Annotated in this window: 12 protein-coding genes, 1 pseudogene and 1 riboswitch; of the genes and pseudogenes, 6 read left to right on the top strand and 7 right to left on the bottom strand. The window is 30.2% G+C overall.

Going from position 1 to position 13,009, the window contains the following annotated elements; genetic code table 11:
• Positions 1-15: 15 nt before the first annotated feature.
• Positions 16-2,559 (bottom strand): hypothetical protein, encoded by a 2,544-nt coding sequence (locus tag L8X38_RS00830; RefSeq protein WP_263661008.1) that lies wholly within the window; start codon positions 2,557-2,559, stop codon positions 16-18.
• A 162-nt stretch (positions 2,560-2,721) separates the two neighbouring features.
• Here L8X38_RS00830 and groES point away from each other — a divergent pair, with 162 nt between their 5' ends.
• The 3 genes from groES to L8X38_RS00815 all read left to right on the top strand — a co-directional run bounded on the left by groES (position 2,722) and on the right by L8X38_RS00815 (position 5,331).
• Entirely contained in the window at positions 2,722-2,982 is a 261-nt protein-coding gene (gene groES, locus L8X38_RS00825; protein WP_039626536.1) for a co-chaperone GroES, read from the top strand.
• Between the two features lie 13 nt (positions 2,983-2,995).
• The gene (gene groL / locus L8X38_RS00820) at positions 2,996-4,633 is read left to right on the top strand and encodes a chaperonin GroEL (protein ID WP_263659042.1); all 1,638 of its coding nucleotides are present in this window, start codon (positions 2,996-2,998) and stop codon (positions 4,631-4,633) included.
• Between the two features lie 128 nt (positions 4,634-4,761).
• Positions 4,762-5,331, top strand: coding sequence for an NUDIX domain-containing protein (locus tag L8X38_RS00815; RefSeq protein ID WP_263661007.1), 570 nt, complete (start codon positions 4,762-4,764; stop codon positions 5,329-5,331).
• Between the two features lie 12 nt (positions 5,332-5,343).
• Here the strand turns inward: L8X38_RS00815 and L8X38_RS08480 are convergent, their stop codons facing one another.
• The 5 genes and pseudogenes from L8X38_RS08480 to rpmB form a co-directional block, all read right to left on the bottom strand.
• A complete protein-coding gene (locus tag L8X38_RS08480; RefSeq protein ID WP_404842196.1) occupies positions 5,344-5,691 on the bottom strand; it encodes a CZB domain-containing protein in 348 nt (115 codons plus the stop codon).
• 99 nt (positions 5,692-5,790) lie between these two features.
• Positions 5,791-6,075 (bottom strand): annotated as a pseudogene (locus L8X38_RS08475) (methyl-accepting chemotaxis protein); the annotation flags it as partial.
• A 431-nt stretch (positions 6,076-6,506) separates the two neighbouring features.
• Positions 6,507-6,722 (bottom strand): YdcH family protein, encoded by a 216-nt coding sequence (locus tag L8X38_RS00805; protein ID WP_133318720.1) that lies wholly within the window; start codon positions 6,720-6,722, stop codon positions 6,507-6,509.
• Between the two features lie 52 nt (positions 6,723-6,774).
• Positions 6,775-7,902 carry a potassium channel family protein gene (locus L8X38_RS00800; RefSeq protein ID WP_263661005.1) on the bottom strand — a complete coding sequence of 376 codons (1,128 nt, stop codon included), beginning with the start codon at positions 7,900-7,902 and terminating at the stop codon, positions 6,775-6,777.
• A 25-nt stretch (positions 7,903-7,927) separates the two neighbouring features.
• The gene (gene rpmB / locus L8X38_RS00795; RefSeq protein ID WP_012661734.1) at positions 7,928-8,122 is read right to left on the bottom strand and encodes a 50S ribosomal protein L28; all 195 of its coding nucleotides are present in this window, start codon (positions 8,120-8,122) and stop codon (positions 7,928-7,930) included.
• 142 nt (positions 8,123-8,264) lie between these two features.
• Here rpmB and rpe point away from each other — a divergent pair, with 142 nt between their 5' ends.
• From rpe to thiC, 3 genes are all read left to right on the top strand, one after another.
• The gene (gene rpe, locus L8X38_RS00790; protein WP_263661004.1) at positions 8,265-8,912 is read left to right on the top strand and encodes a ribulose-phosphate 3-epimerase; all 648 of its coding nucleotides are present in this window, start codon (positions 8,265-8,267) and stop codon (positions 8,910-8,912) included.
• The gene (locus L8X38_RS00785) at positions 8,909-9,673 is read left to right on the top strand and encodes a 3'-5' exonuclease (protein WP_263661003.1); all 765 of its coding nucleotides are present in this window, start codon (positions 8,909-8,911) and stop codon (positions 9,671-9,673) included. The genes rpe and L8X38_RS00785 overlap by 4 nt, the downstream gene beginning before the upstream one ends.
• Positions 9,674-9,705: 32 nt before the next feature.
• A riboswitch (TPP riboswitch) is annotated at positions 9,706-9,810 on the top strand.
• 43 nt (positions 9,811-9,853) lie between these two features.
• Positions 9,854-11,152 carry a phosphomethylpyrimidine synthase ThiC gene (gene thiC, locus L8X38_RS00780; protein ID WP_263661002.1) on the top strand — a complete coding sequence of 433 codons (1,299 nt, stop codon included), beginning with the start codon at positions 9,854-9,856 and terminating at the stop codon, positions 11,150-11,152.
• A 27-nt stretch (positions 11,153-11,179) separates the two neighbouring features.
• Here thiC and L8X38_RS00775 read toward each other — a convergent pair whose 3' ends face one another.
• Entirely contained in the window at positions 11,180-12,997 is a 1,818-nt protein-coding gene (locus tag L8X38_RS00775) for an ammonia-forming cytochrome c nitrite reductase subunit c552 (protein WP_263661001.1), read from the bottom strand.
• Positions 12,998-13,009: the final 12 nt, after the last annotated feature.

Genomic DNA, 13,009 nt, shown 5'->3' with positions numbered 1-13,009 from the left:
TAAAGGCTAGATTTATTAGAAGAGTTTGTTAAAAATTTTATCTATTGCTTGATCTACTTTTTTACCTGTATTTTTAGCACCATCACTAGCATTTCCACCTATTGTATTAACAATAGAATTTACAACACTTTTTGTATCAAGACTTACTTTTGGATCTTGCGTTGTTCCTTTTATAACACCTTTGAAGTTTGCTCTATCAATGACGATATTAAAAGGAATGTTTAATTTGGTACTTTTTGTATCAACCTTACCTTTGCTAATATTTATATTGCTTCTATCAGCCACTAGGTTTAAATTTAAATCTATAAGATTTTTGTTGATATTTATTTTGGCTTCACCGTTGCGATATACATCTTGAGTGATATCTTTTTGTAAAAGTAACATTAAAGCACCTGTGATGAGATTTTTCTTAAGTTGCCCATCGGCTAAATTCATTAGCACTACACCACTTTCTTTTAAAAGATTATAATCAATGCTTAAATTTGATTTTGCTTGGTAATAATCAGGTAAATCTAAGCTTTGAGTTAAATTTGAAAGATCGGTATTTTGCATTTTAGCGTTAAAAATATTATTTTTTAAAGTGGCATTTAATGAGCCGTTAAATATATTTTTACTATTAATACTTGCATCTATTAAAGCGTTTTTAAAATCAAATTTTCCTTCAAAATCAGCCTTGCCTTTTAAGTTTCTATCAACTAAAAATCCTAGCTTAGAAAAATCTTGTAATGATATATTATAAGTGCTTGCTAGAGCCATTTGATTAAGATCAAATTTACCTTTTAATGAATTAATATTTGCAAATGAACTTAAAACTTTAGCGTTAAAATCAATGACTGATTTAGAAATTTTTCCATCAAGATTGATTTTTGCTGAAGTATTCTTTGGAAATTTTTTCTCTAAAAGCTTGGATAATTCTACTTCATTAAAAGAAGAATTAATATTTGCTTTAAAATCACCATTAATATTGTTAAAATCAAGTGACTTTAAGTCAATATCTGCATTTACATTACCAAATGCTAAAACTTTTTGTCCTATCAAAGGAAAAAGTTGTTCTAATTTTATATTATCAATCTTTGCTTGTAAACTTTTTCCATTGGATTTTGCATTGATAAGCCCTTGCATGATTTTAATATTTGCATCAAGATTTTGAATTTGATTTGACTTAAGATCAACTTTGGCATCTAAATTTAAAGGTCCATTGAGATCTTGTTTGGTTAAAAGTTTTAATTTGTTAAGATTATCTATAAAAGCACTAATTTGTACATTTAAATCTTTGTTTGTAAGGTTATACGAACCTTTTAGATGAGGTATTTTTGCTATGTTTGAATCAAGTAAAGCTTCATAATCAATCAAAGAATTTTTCACATTTGCTTTAGCTTGTAAGTTAAAATTTGTTTTTGGAAAATCAAGATTGCTTAGTTTTTTAAATTCCATAACATTTATATTTGCATTGTTTAACCTAGTATTTAGATTGAAATTTTTAAAATCAAGCCCTTGTGCTTTTAAATCTAAAACTAATTTAGAATTAATAAAAGCAGGTATGGATATGGTTTTTAAAAGTTCTGCTACTTCTATATTAGTTGTATTGATATTAAGATTATTATTTTCTAAAACAGCTTTTAAGCTACCACCAAATCCAAGTAAGTCAGCATCTAATTTTTGCAATTGATTGTTTGCAAAAAGTAAATTACCTTGAATTTGACTTTTACCTTGGAGTTTCATTTTGGCTAGAGATGAAAATTGATTAAAATCATCTATTTTGATATCAAAATCACTAGTTAAGCTTTGTTTTGCTATATCATAAATACTTTTTTGTGTATAAAGTTTGAAGAAGTTACTTAAAATTTCACTTTTAGAAATAACTTCATTGCTTTGGATTAAAGATCTTATTTCACCTTTTATATAGCTTTGTTTTGGTAAGCTTAGATTAAAATCTTTTTCAATTAGAGTATTGTTGATAGAACTTGTGTAAAAATTAATCAAAGCATTACCATTTGGTTTTAAATTTTTAGCTTGTATATCGCTTATAATACTAATTTTTCCTTGAGCATATCTTGGTAGATTAGCAAAATCTAAAATTTGAGCCAAATCTATATTTTTGCCAATAAATTCAAGATTTATAGGAGAAAAATCAACAATTTTTGCATCTAAGCTAAGATTAGAATCAAACAAAAATCCATTGCCTTTTACTGAAAAATTACTACTTTTACCTACAGCACTACCTTTAAATGTAAAATCTTTATCGCTTTTTAAGCCAAGTTCTTGAATATAATTTTGTTTGAGTCCTAAAAGATAGTTTAAATCAAATCCTAGTCTTAAAGGTGATATACCACCTTCTATGTTAGCAAAAAATTTATCATCAATATTTGCTTTAATGTCAAGTTGTAAAAAACTAATTTTAAAATTTTCAAATTTAACATTCATACCGCTTTTTTGAGCAATAATCGTTTCGATTCTTGGCTTTAAAAAACCATTACCCATGCTTGTAAATAATAATGTATATATAGCTAGAAATGCTATACACACTACACCTAAAAGAATGTAAAGAATTTTTTTCATGAGAAACCTTTATAATGATATATCATATAAATTTAGTGATATAGACTAAACTTATATGATATATTTTACTTAATTTATTGACAATTAACTTTCTTTAATGTATAATTCTATCACTCAAAAACAAAGAGTGCTAAAAATGGCACATTTTAGAAAGGATAAAAAATGAATTTTCAACCTCTAGGAAAGCGTATTTTAGTAAAACGCTTAGAAGAAATGAAAACTACTGCTTCTGGGATTATTATACCAGATAATGCTAAAGAAAAACCATTAAATGGTGAAGTTGTTGCAGTAAGCAAAGAAATAGAAGATATTAAGGTAAATGATAAAGTAATGTTTGCAAAATACGGTGGAACTGAAATTAAACTTGATAATGAAGAGTATTTAGTTCTTAATGTTGAAGATGTTTTAGGGATTATTAAATAAAAAAGGATAAAAAATGGCAAAAGAAATATTTTTTTCAGATGAAGCAAGAAATAAACTTTATGAAGGTGTTAAAAAACTTAATGATGCTGTAAAAGTCACTATGGGGCCACGCGGTCGTAATGTATTAATCCAAAAAAGTTTTGGTGCTCCAACTATCACAAAAGATGGTGTGAGTGTAGCTAAAGAAGTGGAATTAAAAGATTCTTTAGAAAATATGGGTGCTTCTTTAGTTAGAGAAGTAGCTAGTAAAACAGCTGATCAAGCAGGCGATGGAACAACAACAGCAACAGTTTTAGCGCATGCTATTTTTAAAGAAGGTTTGAGAAATATTACAGCAGGTGCTAATCCTATCGAAGTTAAAAGAGGTATGGATAAAGCTTGCGAAGCTATAGTAGCTGAACTTAAAAAACTTTCTCGTGAAGTTAAAGATAAAAAAGAAATAGCTCAAGTTGCAACAATTTCTGCGAATTCAGATGAGAAAATCGGAAATTTAATCGCTGATGCTATGGAAAAAGTTGGAAAAGATGGTGTTATCACTGTTGAAGAAGCAAAATCAATCAATGATGAATTAAATGTAGTTGAAGGTATGCAATTTGATAGAGGTTATTTAAGCCCATATTTCATTACAAATACTGAAAAAATGACAGCTGAATTGCAAAATCCTTTTATTTTGTTATTTGATAAAAAAATTGCCAACTTAAAAGATTTATTGCCAATTTTAGAACAAATTCAAAAAACAGGAAAACCACTTTTAATTATAGCTGAAGACATTGAAGGCGAAGCTTTGGCAACTTTAGTTGTAAATAAATTAAGAGGTGTTTTAAATATTTCAGCAGTTAAAGCTCCTGGTTTTGGCGATAGAAGAAAAGCTATGCTTGAAGATATTGCTATTTTAACAGGTGGTGAAGTGATTTCTGAAGAGCTTGGAAGAACTTTAGAAAGTGCTAGTATTCAAGATTTAGGTCAAGCTTCAAGCGTGATTATTGATAAAGACAATACAACTATTGTAAATGGCGCAGGTGAAAAAGCAAATATTGATGCAAGAATTAACCAAATCAAAGCTCAAATTGCTGAAACAAGTTCAGATTATGATAGAGAAAAATTACAAGAAAGATTAGCTAAATTAAGCGGTGGTGTAGCGGTGATTAAAGTTGGTGCGGCTACTGAAACTGAAATGAAAGAGAAAAAAGATAGAGTTGATGATGCATTAAGTGCTACAAAAGCTGCAGTTGAAGAAGGTATAGTAATAGGTGGTGGCGCTGCATTAATCAAAGCAAAATCAAAAATCAGCTTGAGTTTGCAAGGCGATGAGGCTATTGGTGCAGCTATTGTAGAAAGAGCATTAAGAGCACCTTTAAGACAAATTGCTGAAAATGCTGGATTTGATGCTGGTGTAGTTGTAAATACAGTAGAAAATAGTAAAGAAGAAAATACTGGTTTTGATGCTGCAAAAGGTGAATATGTAAATATGCTTGAAAGCGGTATTATCGATCCTGTTAAAGTAGAAAGAGTAGCCTTGCTTAATGCGGTATCAGTAGCTAGCATGCTTTTAACAACTGAAGCTACAATTAGCGAAATTAAAGAAGACAAACCTGCTATGCCTGATATGAGTGGCATGGGTGGTATGGGAGGCATGGGTGGTATGATGTAATAACCGCCTTTATATTCTTTAGCTTTCTTTATAGAGTTGCTTTTTGTAGCAACTCTTTTAAATTCTTTCATATTTTTTCATACTCGTTTTATTTTGTTATAATAGATGTAAAATTATAAGGATTTTACATGAAAAATTTACAAGAAGAGCAATTTTCTAACTCAAAATATATTAAACCTAAAAGATATACTTATATAGGTAAAGATAACAAAAAATACACTTGGGATTTTATAGAAGCATTAGATAGTGTTTCTGTTTTTTTATATCATACTCAAAAAGATTCTTTTGTTTTTGTAAAGCAATTTAGAATTCCTTTATGGGATTATCAAAAACGCAATAACTTAAATTTAAACGAGATGGGATTTAGCATAGAGCTTTGTTCAGGTCTTGTTGATAAAGATTTGAGTTTAGAGGAAATAGCTAAAGAAGAATGTATTGAAGAACTAGGTTATGCTCCTAAGGTTGTAGAAAAAATAGGGGAATTTTATACAGGTTTTGGTTCAGGTGTTAGTAGACAATTTTTATTTTTTGCTGAAATTAATGAAGATAATAAAATTGGTAATGGTGGTGGAATTGAGGGAGAAGATATCCAAGCAGTATGGATAAAAAGAAAAGATTTTGAAAAATTTTCTAAAGAAAATCCTATAAAAACTCCTTTACTTGAGTATGCGTATTTGTGGTTTAAGGGTAAGAATTAATCTTACCTCTTTTTATTTTTCCTCTTTATTTTCAATATTTAGATCTTTTTCATCAAGCATTTCTTTAAAGATTCCAAATAAATCTTCAGAAGCCTTTTCAGCATTAGAGCATTTATCTAAAATTTGATTTTGTACTAGTTTATCACTTGTATCTTCATTATGTGCTAAAGCAACGGCTTGGTTCATATTTTCATGTACTTTTTGATGTGGTAAATTTAACTTACCAAAAGCTCTTCCGCCAGAAAATCTTTCCTTACCAATACCAGCAATCCATTTTGCAAGTCTGCAACTTAAATGATCAGATAAAGTTTTTCCTGAAGCATGAATAATTTCATTATATCCATTTAATTTAAATGCAATATGATCTAGTTTTGCTAGTGATATGAATATTTCAGAGGTAATGCTTTTAGCGTGAGAACTAGTTGAATTTGCATTAGAAATTAATTGAGCAAAATTACTAGAGAATTTTACTATATGCTCATTAGATTCTAATGATACTTTTTCTACTTGTTCACTTTGTCCATACATCTCATCAGCATTTTGTTTTAATAGGTTAATATTTAATTCTACTTCAGAAGTTGCTTTTTGTGTTTTTTCAGCAAGTTTTCTTACTTCATCAGCAACAACAGCAAAGCCTCTGCCGTGTTCTCCTGCTCTAGCAGCTTCGATTGCGGCATTTAGTGCTAAAAGATTGGTTTGATCGGATACATCTTTGATTAAGTTAATAACATTAGTGATCTCATCAACGCTGCGGTGTAAATTTCCCGCTGTATCTCTTGAGCGATTAGCTGATTCTATAATGCTTTGAAGTGAAGATATGATAGAGTGAGTTATTGAATTTAACTCTTGCATATCTTTTAAAGAGGAATCGGAATATTGAGAAATCATTTCCGCTTTATTAACATTTTCCTGCATATCACTTTGAACATTTGCAATACCTTTTAAAACACCATTTAATAGCATTTCCAAAAGATTTGTTTCAAGTTCAGTTTTTCCGCAATTTCCTTGAAGTTGTTTTTCATAATTTTTAATTAATTCTTGTTTTTCTGAAAGAAGTCTTTTGTTTTCTTCTTCTAGTTCTTTGATTTTATTTTGTAAATTTTCAAAGTCTTGTGATAATTGACTTTTTTTCCTAAACATATTTAATCCTTAAAAGTTAAAAAAATCGGTAGAAATTATTTTTTATAATTTGATAAATAAGTATTTAATTCATCCTTTAATTTTAACTTTTCTTTCTTTAGATTTGCTATTTCTAAGCTATCTAGATGAATTCTACCTTCTTCTGCATCTTTGATTTTGTGATCAAGTTTGTTGTGCTCTTCAAACAACTTATCAAAATGCATATCCTTGCCTTTTAACTCGGTGATTAAATCCCTAAATTCATGTAGCATGTAAGCCTCCTTTTTTTGAAATTTTATTGTTATTGATTATAGCTTAAATAAGTTAAATGTATTTTAACTCGTCAGGTTTTTGTTTATTTTTAATAATCTTTTTAGCTATTTTTATACTATCTGCTGTACCAACGATTAACAATTTTGCACCAGTGCCTATTAAAGTGTCTCCTCTTGGCATAGGGGTAAATTTTTTATTTTCCAAAATTCCCACTATGCTAACATTTGCCATATCTCTTAAATGGATTTCTTTTAGTCTTTTAAATCTTACCCATGACTCGTCAGGAATTTTAACCTCTTCTAAATCAATAGGGCTATTTTTTTTGTAAAGATAATTTTCTAATAAATTTTCCATATCAGGTCTTGCTGACATAGCACTAAGTCTTTGTGCGACCAATTTTGTAGCAGAAACTATGGAATTTGCTCCAAGTTTTTTTAGTTTTTCAGTTTCGTCTTCATTGCTTGAGCTAGCTAGTATAAAATAAGGATTGATTCTTTGTAATTCTTTTTCAAACAATCTCACTGAAGCAATGATGGCTATATTATCTGCTATGTTATTGCTAAGAGTAATTACACCTTTTGCGCTAGAAAGATTGGTCTTTAAAAAGGCTATATTTGTATGTGGAGCACTTTCTATATAATAAGAATAATTATATTTTTCAGCTATCTCGCTAAAATTTTCTATTTCATCAACAACAACAAAAGGAATGTGATTTTCTTTGAATTGCTGTGCTAGTTCTATGGTAAAATCATTGTGATAGCATATTACAAAATGATTTTTTAATCTTGCAACTTTATGAAGCATTCTTCTCTCCTTGATTATTTTAGACAAGATTCCTTTTTTTACTATTTCTATCACTAAACCCATGCAAAAAGTAAATATTGTAAAAGTTAATAATACATATATAACGGTAAAAATTCTACCCGCTGTTGGTATGGGATTGACTTCAGTGTAGCCTAAAGTGGTAAATGTCATACCAGCTTGGTAAATAGCATCATTGAGATTATAATTACTTGTAAGCATATAACCAAAAGCTCCAATTAGTGTCATTATTACGACAGCAATAAGAGGAATTCTTAAAAATCTAAGTTGCTCGTAAAGCTCGTCATTGAGGTTGATTGAAGGTTTTGGAGAAGGGGACCAATTGAGGAATTTTTGTAGCTTTTTCAAAAAAGACATAATAATTCCTCGTTTATATTAAGGATTATTTGCTACTCTGTTTTTTAAGTGTTCTTAAAGTTGAAGCAGCAACTCTAACTTTTCTAGTAGTTCCATCTTCTAAAGTAATACGAACTGTTCTTAAATTTGGCAAAAAGCGTCTTTTAGTTTTGTTGTTAGCATGGCTAACATTGTTACCTACCATAGGTCCTTTTCCTGTAATTTGGCAAATTCTTGACATAAATTTTTCCTTATGAAATAAAAATAATTTTTAGCATTATATCTAAAGCAAGCTTAAAAAAATCAAATATTATTAAAAATACATAAAGAAAATTTGATAATAAGTATGATAAAATTATTTTTTATTTTATTGGAGATATATAATGTATGTAGCGCCAAGTTTATTGTCTGCAAATTTTTTAAACTTAGAAAATGAGATTAAAGAAGTATCTCAAGCGGGAGCTGATTTGTTGCACATTGATGTGATGGATGGACATTTTGTGCCAAATCTTACTTTTGGTCCTTGTGTGATTGAAAATATTTCAAAAATTACTTCAGTACCTTTAGATGTGCATTTAATGGTGTATAATGTTAGTAGTTTTGTAGATTTATTTATACCTATAAAACCAAAATTTATTAGTTTTCATTTAGAAGCTGAAAACCATCCTATTAGGGTGTGTGAGTATATAAGAAAAAACGGCATTCATCCTGCTATTGTATTAAATCCACATACTCCAGTTTCAAGCATAGAACATATTTTAGAATTTGTAGATATGGTGCTTTTAATGAGTGTTAATCCAGGCTTTGGCGGGCAAAGTTTTTTACCTTTGGTGTATAATAAAATTCGCCAGTTGAGAGAAATGATAGATAGGAAAAATCTTAAAGTTTTTATAGAGGTTGATGGTGGGGTAAATGGCTTAAATGCACCTGATTTGGATGAAGCAGGAGCTGATATTTTGGTCGCGGGTAGTTATATTTTTTCTTCGCAAGATAAAAAAACAGCAATTAATTCTTTAAAGCTTGAATTTTGAGCCAACAACAAATCGATGATTTAATCATCAAACTAAGCAAAGAAAATAAACCTTTTCCTTGGGTTTTAAGAGAACTTGCAAAAATAGAAGAATTAAACCACTATGATTTTGATTTATATATTTTTGAGCTTTTAGGACTAGGGGTAGAGCTTAATGCACAAAATTGTTTGTGTTTAAAAAGTAAAAATACAAAAATAAAAGATGAGATATTTTGTGTTGTAGATATTGAAAGTACTGGCGGGATAAAAAGTGGTCAAATTTTAGAAATAGGTGCTGTAAAAATTCAAAATTATAAAGAAATTGATAGATTTGAGAGTTTTGTAAAAGTAGATAGCATACCTGAAAATATTACAGAATTAACTGGGATTAGTTTAGATATGATAGAAAATGCTCCTTCTTTGAAAGCTGTGTTAAATGATTTTAAGTTATTTTTAAAAGATAGCATTTTTGTAGCACACAATGTGCGTTTTGATTATCATTTTATATCTAAAGCTATGTATGAAAATGATTTTGGAGTGCTTTTAAATAGAAGATTATGTACTATTGATTTAGCTAAAAAATGCATTGAAAGTCCCAAATACGGCCTTGATGCTCTAAAAGAGTTTTTGTGTATTGAAAGTAAGCATCATAGAGCTTTAAGTGATGCTTTGGCCGCAAGTGAAATTTTGAAATACTGTCTTAAAAAAATTCCTTTTTACATTAAAACTACTGAAGAATTGTTACATTTTAGCAAGCAAGCTAAAAATCAAACAAAAAAATAAACTTTGTTTTGTATTTATTGCTATACTTCTTTTGCATAAATGACGGGAGCTTGTGATACAGGCTGAGAGTAAGCTAAAAGCTTAGACCGCACCAGAACTAGGTAATACTAGCGTTGGGATAATTTATCAACTACTCACATACCCTTCATTTATCCAAAATTATTTCAAGGATAAATTCAAATGAAAACTCAAATGTCTTATGCAAAAGAAGGAATTTTCACAAAGCAAATGCAAATTGTTGCACAAAAAGAACAAGTAAGTGAAAGTTTTTTACTTGAAAATATAGCATGTGGAAAAATCATCATTCCTGCAAATATCAACCATAAAGCATTAGATCCAAATGGTATCGGTTATGGACTTAAAACAAAGGTAAATGTAAATTTAGGTGTTTCAAATGATTGTGTAGATTATAGTGAAGAGATGAAAAAGGTAGAATTGGCTCACAAATTTAATATAGAAGCTATTATGGATCTTAGTAATTATGGTAAAACCAGTCGTTTTAGAGATGAGCTAATTGCTACTTCAAAAGCTATGATAGGAACTGTGCCTGTTTATGATGCGGTAGGTTTTTTGGAAAAAGATTTAAAAGATATTAAAGCAAAAGATTTTTTAGATGTAGTATATCATCATGCTAAAAGTGGAGTGGATTTCATGACAATTCACGCAGGGATAAATTCTCGTGCTGCTAGGGTTTTTAAAGAGTGTGATAGGATTACTAATATAGTTTCAAGAGGAGGTTCAGTTCTTTATGCTTGGATGCAAATGAATGATGCTGAAAATCCATTCTATGAATATTATGATGATTTGCTTGCTATATGTAAGGAATTTGATGTGACACTTTCTTTGGGTGATGCACTAAGACCTGGTTGTACTCATGATGCAAGTGATGGAGCTCAAATTGCTGAACTTATAGAACTTTCATTGCTAACCAAAAAAGCATGGGCTCAAGATGTACAAGTAATGATAGAAGGGCCTGGTCATATGGCTATTAACGAAATAGAAGCTAATATGCAACTTGAAAAAAGAATTTGCAATGGAGCTCCATTTTATGTTTTAGGACCATTAGTTACTGATATAGGTGCAGGATATGATCATATAAGTGGAGCAATTGGTGGAGCAGTTGCAGCAGCAGCTGGCGCTGATATACTTTGTTATGTAACTCCTGCTGAACATTTAAGACTTCCAAATTTAGAAGATGTAAGAGATGGTATAGTAGCAACTAAAATAGCAGCTCATGCAGGAGATATAGCCAAGCTTCCCAAAGAAAGAAAAATAGATGATGAAATGAGTAAAGCAAGACAAGATATTGATTGGGAAAAAATGTTTAAATTAGCAATTGATGGAGAAAAGGCTAAGAAAATGTTTAATGAAAGAAAACCTGAAGAGCTTAATTCTTGTTCAATGTGTGGAAAAATGTGTGCTATGAATACTATGAATAAAATTTTAAAAGGTGAGGATGTAAGTTTGATAAAAGAATAAACCCTCGATTGTGAGGGTTTATTTTGATTAATCTATTACTTTATAATTATAAGGTTTTAGATTTTTATCATCTTCAAGAAGTTTTGCTGGTGGATTACCATTTACTTCTTGGTGTTTATAGTAGCGATCACCTGCTTTATTGCCATTTAGATCTACTTTATAGTGAATTTCACCTGGATTTAATTTTTGAATATCTTCAAAACCTAAATTTGAAGTTTTGAAATCTTTAATGCCATTTTTGGCCGCAATTTCTGCTAGCTTAGTTTGTCCTTGTCTTGACATATCAACTGATTGTAAAAGCATTCTTGAAGCTTCTCTAGGATTGTGGAAACCTGTTGAGTTTTCAGCACCTACAAAGTCCGCTCTAATTTGAGATTTTCTATGTAGTTCTAATACTTCTTTTAATTCAGCCGAAATTTTAGCATCATCTGCTTTGCCATCAGTTTGAAATTTAGGCATTTTTCCAAGTTCTGCACGAATAGTTTCTACATCTTTAATCAAGCTTACTAAAGAATATTCAGCTGTTCTTAAATCATGAGCTACTGAATTTTGAATATCTTTTACTTGTTTAGCTAGATAGCTTTCGCTTTGAGTGTGACAAGTTTTACAAGCTGAGTTAATATCAACTAAAGGTGAAGTAATATTGTGGTTAGTAACTTTTTTTGCACCTTTTCTAATATAAGGCATATGACAATCTGCACAACTTACACCATTTGCAGCATGTACTCCACCACTATAAAGTTCGCTTTCTGGGTGTTGAATTTTAATCATTGGTGCTTTTGTGATTTTATGAACCCAATCACTTGGAAAATTTTCTCTATTTTTTTCATAATAATCATCAATCATTTCTATTCTAAATGGCTCTCCTTTTTTCCACTCACTCCATGGAAATGCTAGCTCTATACCATCAACTTCGATTTCAACTGGCTTGTTACCATCTCTCCAAGAATCAAACTCATCGTAAGTTTTTTGAGTGCCATTCCACCATTTTTTAGAACTATCATTAGCAATACTTTCGCCTATAGTTTTCACTTTAGTGCCTGTTGGTTTGAAGTAGTATTCAACATGACATTGAGAGCATACTAAAGTTCTCATTTCGCTTCTTGAAGCTTTAACACCTTGTTTTTCGTCTGCTTCATAACCTCTTGAAATTAATGCTTTAATTAAAGCTGGTCTTGTAAGTCTTAAACTCATATCTGTTGGGTTGTGGCAATCTGCGCATGTTACACCCATTCTTTTTCCACCATGAGGTCCGCTGTGTTCAGGTGAGTTTTCTTTAGCTCCATTTACAGCTGGGATAGTTTTAACCATAGTCCAATATTTTGCAGAGTTAAATGCTACCCAATCGCCTTTTGCAGTGTTGTTTAAAAGCCATGGAGTCCATCCGCTATGGCAGTTCATACAAGCTGTTGGTTGACCGCCAAATCCTGTAAAACCATGTGCATTTAAGAAATCTTTATTATTTCTAGCTGTATCCATTTGATCTACTTGAACCCAAAAGTGTCCTCTTTCTTCATTTGCATCAATGCTAAATGGATAACCTGCCCAAAGAATAGTTAGTTGTGGATAGCGAATAAGCTTTGAATAAGCTAAATTTCCACCAAATTCTGTTGCATTAGGTGTTTGTTTTTCTACTGCTGTGTGCATGTCTAAATAATCAGGAAAGTTCTTTCCCCAGTAATCAAAAGTAGGATTTTCATCACCAAGTTTTACAATTTCTTGTGAAATGATCCCACCTACTGAATCATTTGTTTTAGCTGTAATGTCCTGATTAAGCCATAATACACCTGCAATAGCTACTATAGTAGCACTTATAGCACTATATAAAATGCCTTTGTTATTCATTAAATACTCCTT

The sequence above is a fragment of the Campylobacter sp. CNRCH_2014_2452 genome, assembly GCF_025772865.1.
Taxonomy (GTDB): domain Bacteria; phylum Campylobacterota; class Campylobacteria; order Campylobacterales; family Campylobacteraceae; genus Campylobacter_D; species Campylobacter_D lari_D.
Note: the sequence above shows the minus strand (reverse complement) of the source record. Positions and strands in the feature narration are given on the sequence as shown.

What these genes read in the sequence shown, in the direction of transcription:
- L8X38_RS00830 (WP_263661008.1), bottom strand. Translation starts at nt 2,559, where the DNA reads ATGAAAAAAATTCTTTACATTCTTTTAGGTGTAGTGTGTATAGCATTT.
- groES (WP_039626536.1), top strand. Translation starts at nt 2,722, where the DNA reads ATGAATTTTCAACCTCTAGGAAAGCGTATTTTAGTAAAACGCTTAGAA.
- groL (WP_263659042.1), top strand. Translation starts at nt 2,996, where the DNA reads ATGGCAAAAGAAATATTTTTTTCAGATGAAGCAAGAAATAAACTTTAT.
- L8X38_RS00815 (WP_263661007.1), top strand. Translation starts at nt 4,762, where the DNA reads ATGAAAAATTTACAAGAAGAGCAATTTTCTAACTCAAAATATATTAAA.
- L8X38_RS00805 (WP_133318720.1), bottom strand. Translation starts at nt 6,722, where the DNA reads ATGCTACATGAATTTAGGGATTTAATCACCGAGTTAAAAGGCAAGGAT.
- L8X38_RS00800 (WP_263661005.1), bottom strand. Translation starts at nt 7,902, where the DNA reads ATGTCTTTTTTGAAAAAGCTACAAAAATTCCTCAATTGGTCCCCTTCT.
- rpmB (WP_012661734.1), bottom strand. Translation starts at nt 8,122, where the DNA reads ATGTCAAGAATTTGCCAAATTACAGGAAAAGGACCTATGGTAGGTAAC.
- rpe (WP_263661004.1), top strand. Translation starts at nt 8,265, where the DNA reads ATGTATGTAGCGCCAAGTTTATTGTCTGCAAATTTTTTAAACTTAGAA.
- thiC (WP_263661002.1), top strand. Translation starts at nt 9,854, where the DNA reads ATGAAAACTCAAATGTCTTATGCAAAAGAAGGAATTTTCACAAAGCAA.
- L8X38_RS00775 (WP_263661001.1), bottom strand. Translation starts at nt 12,997, where the DNA reads ATGAATAACAAAGGCATTTTATATAGTGCTATAAGTGCTACTATAGTA.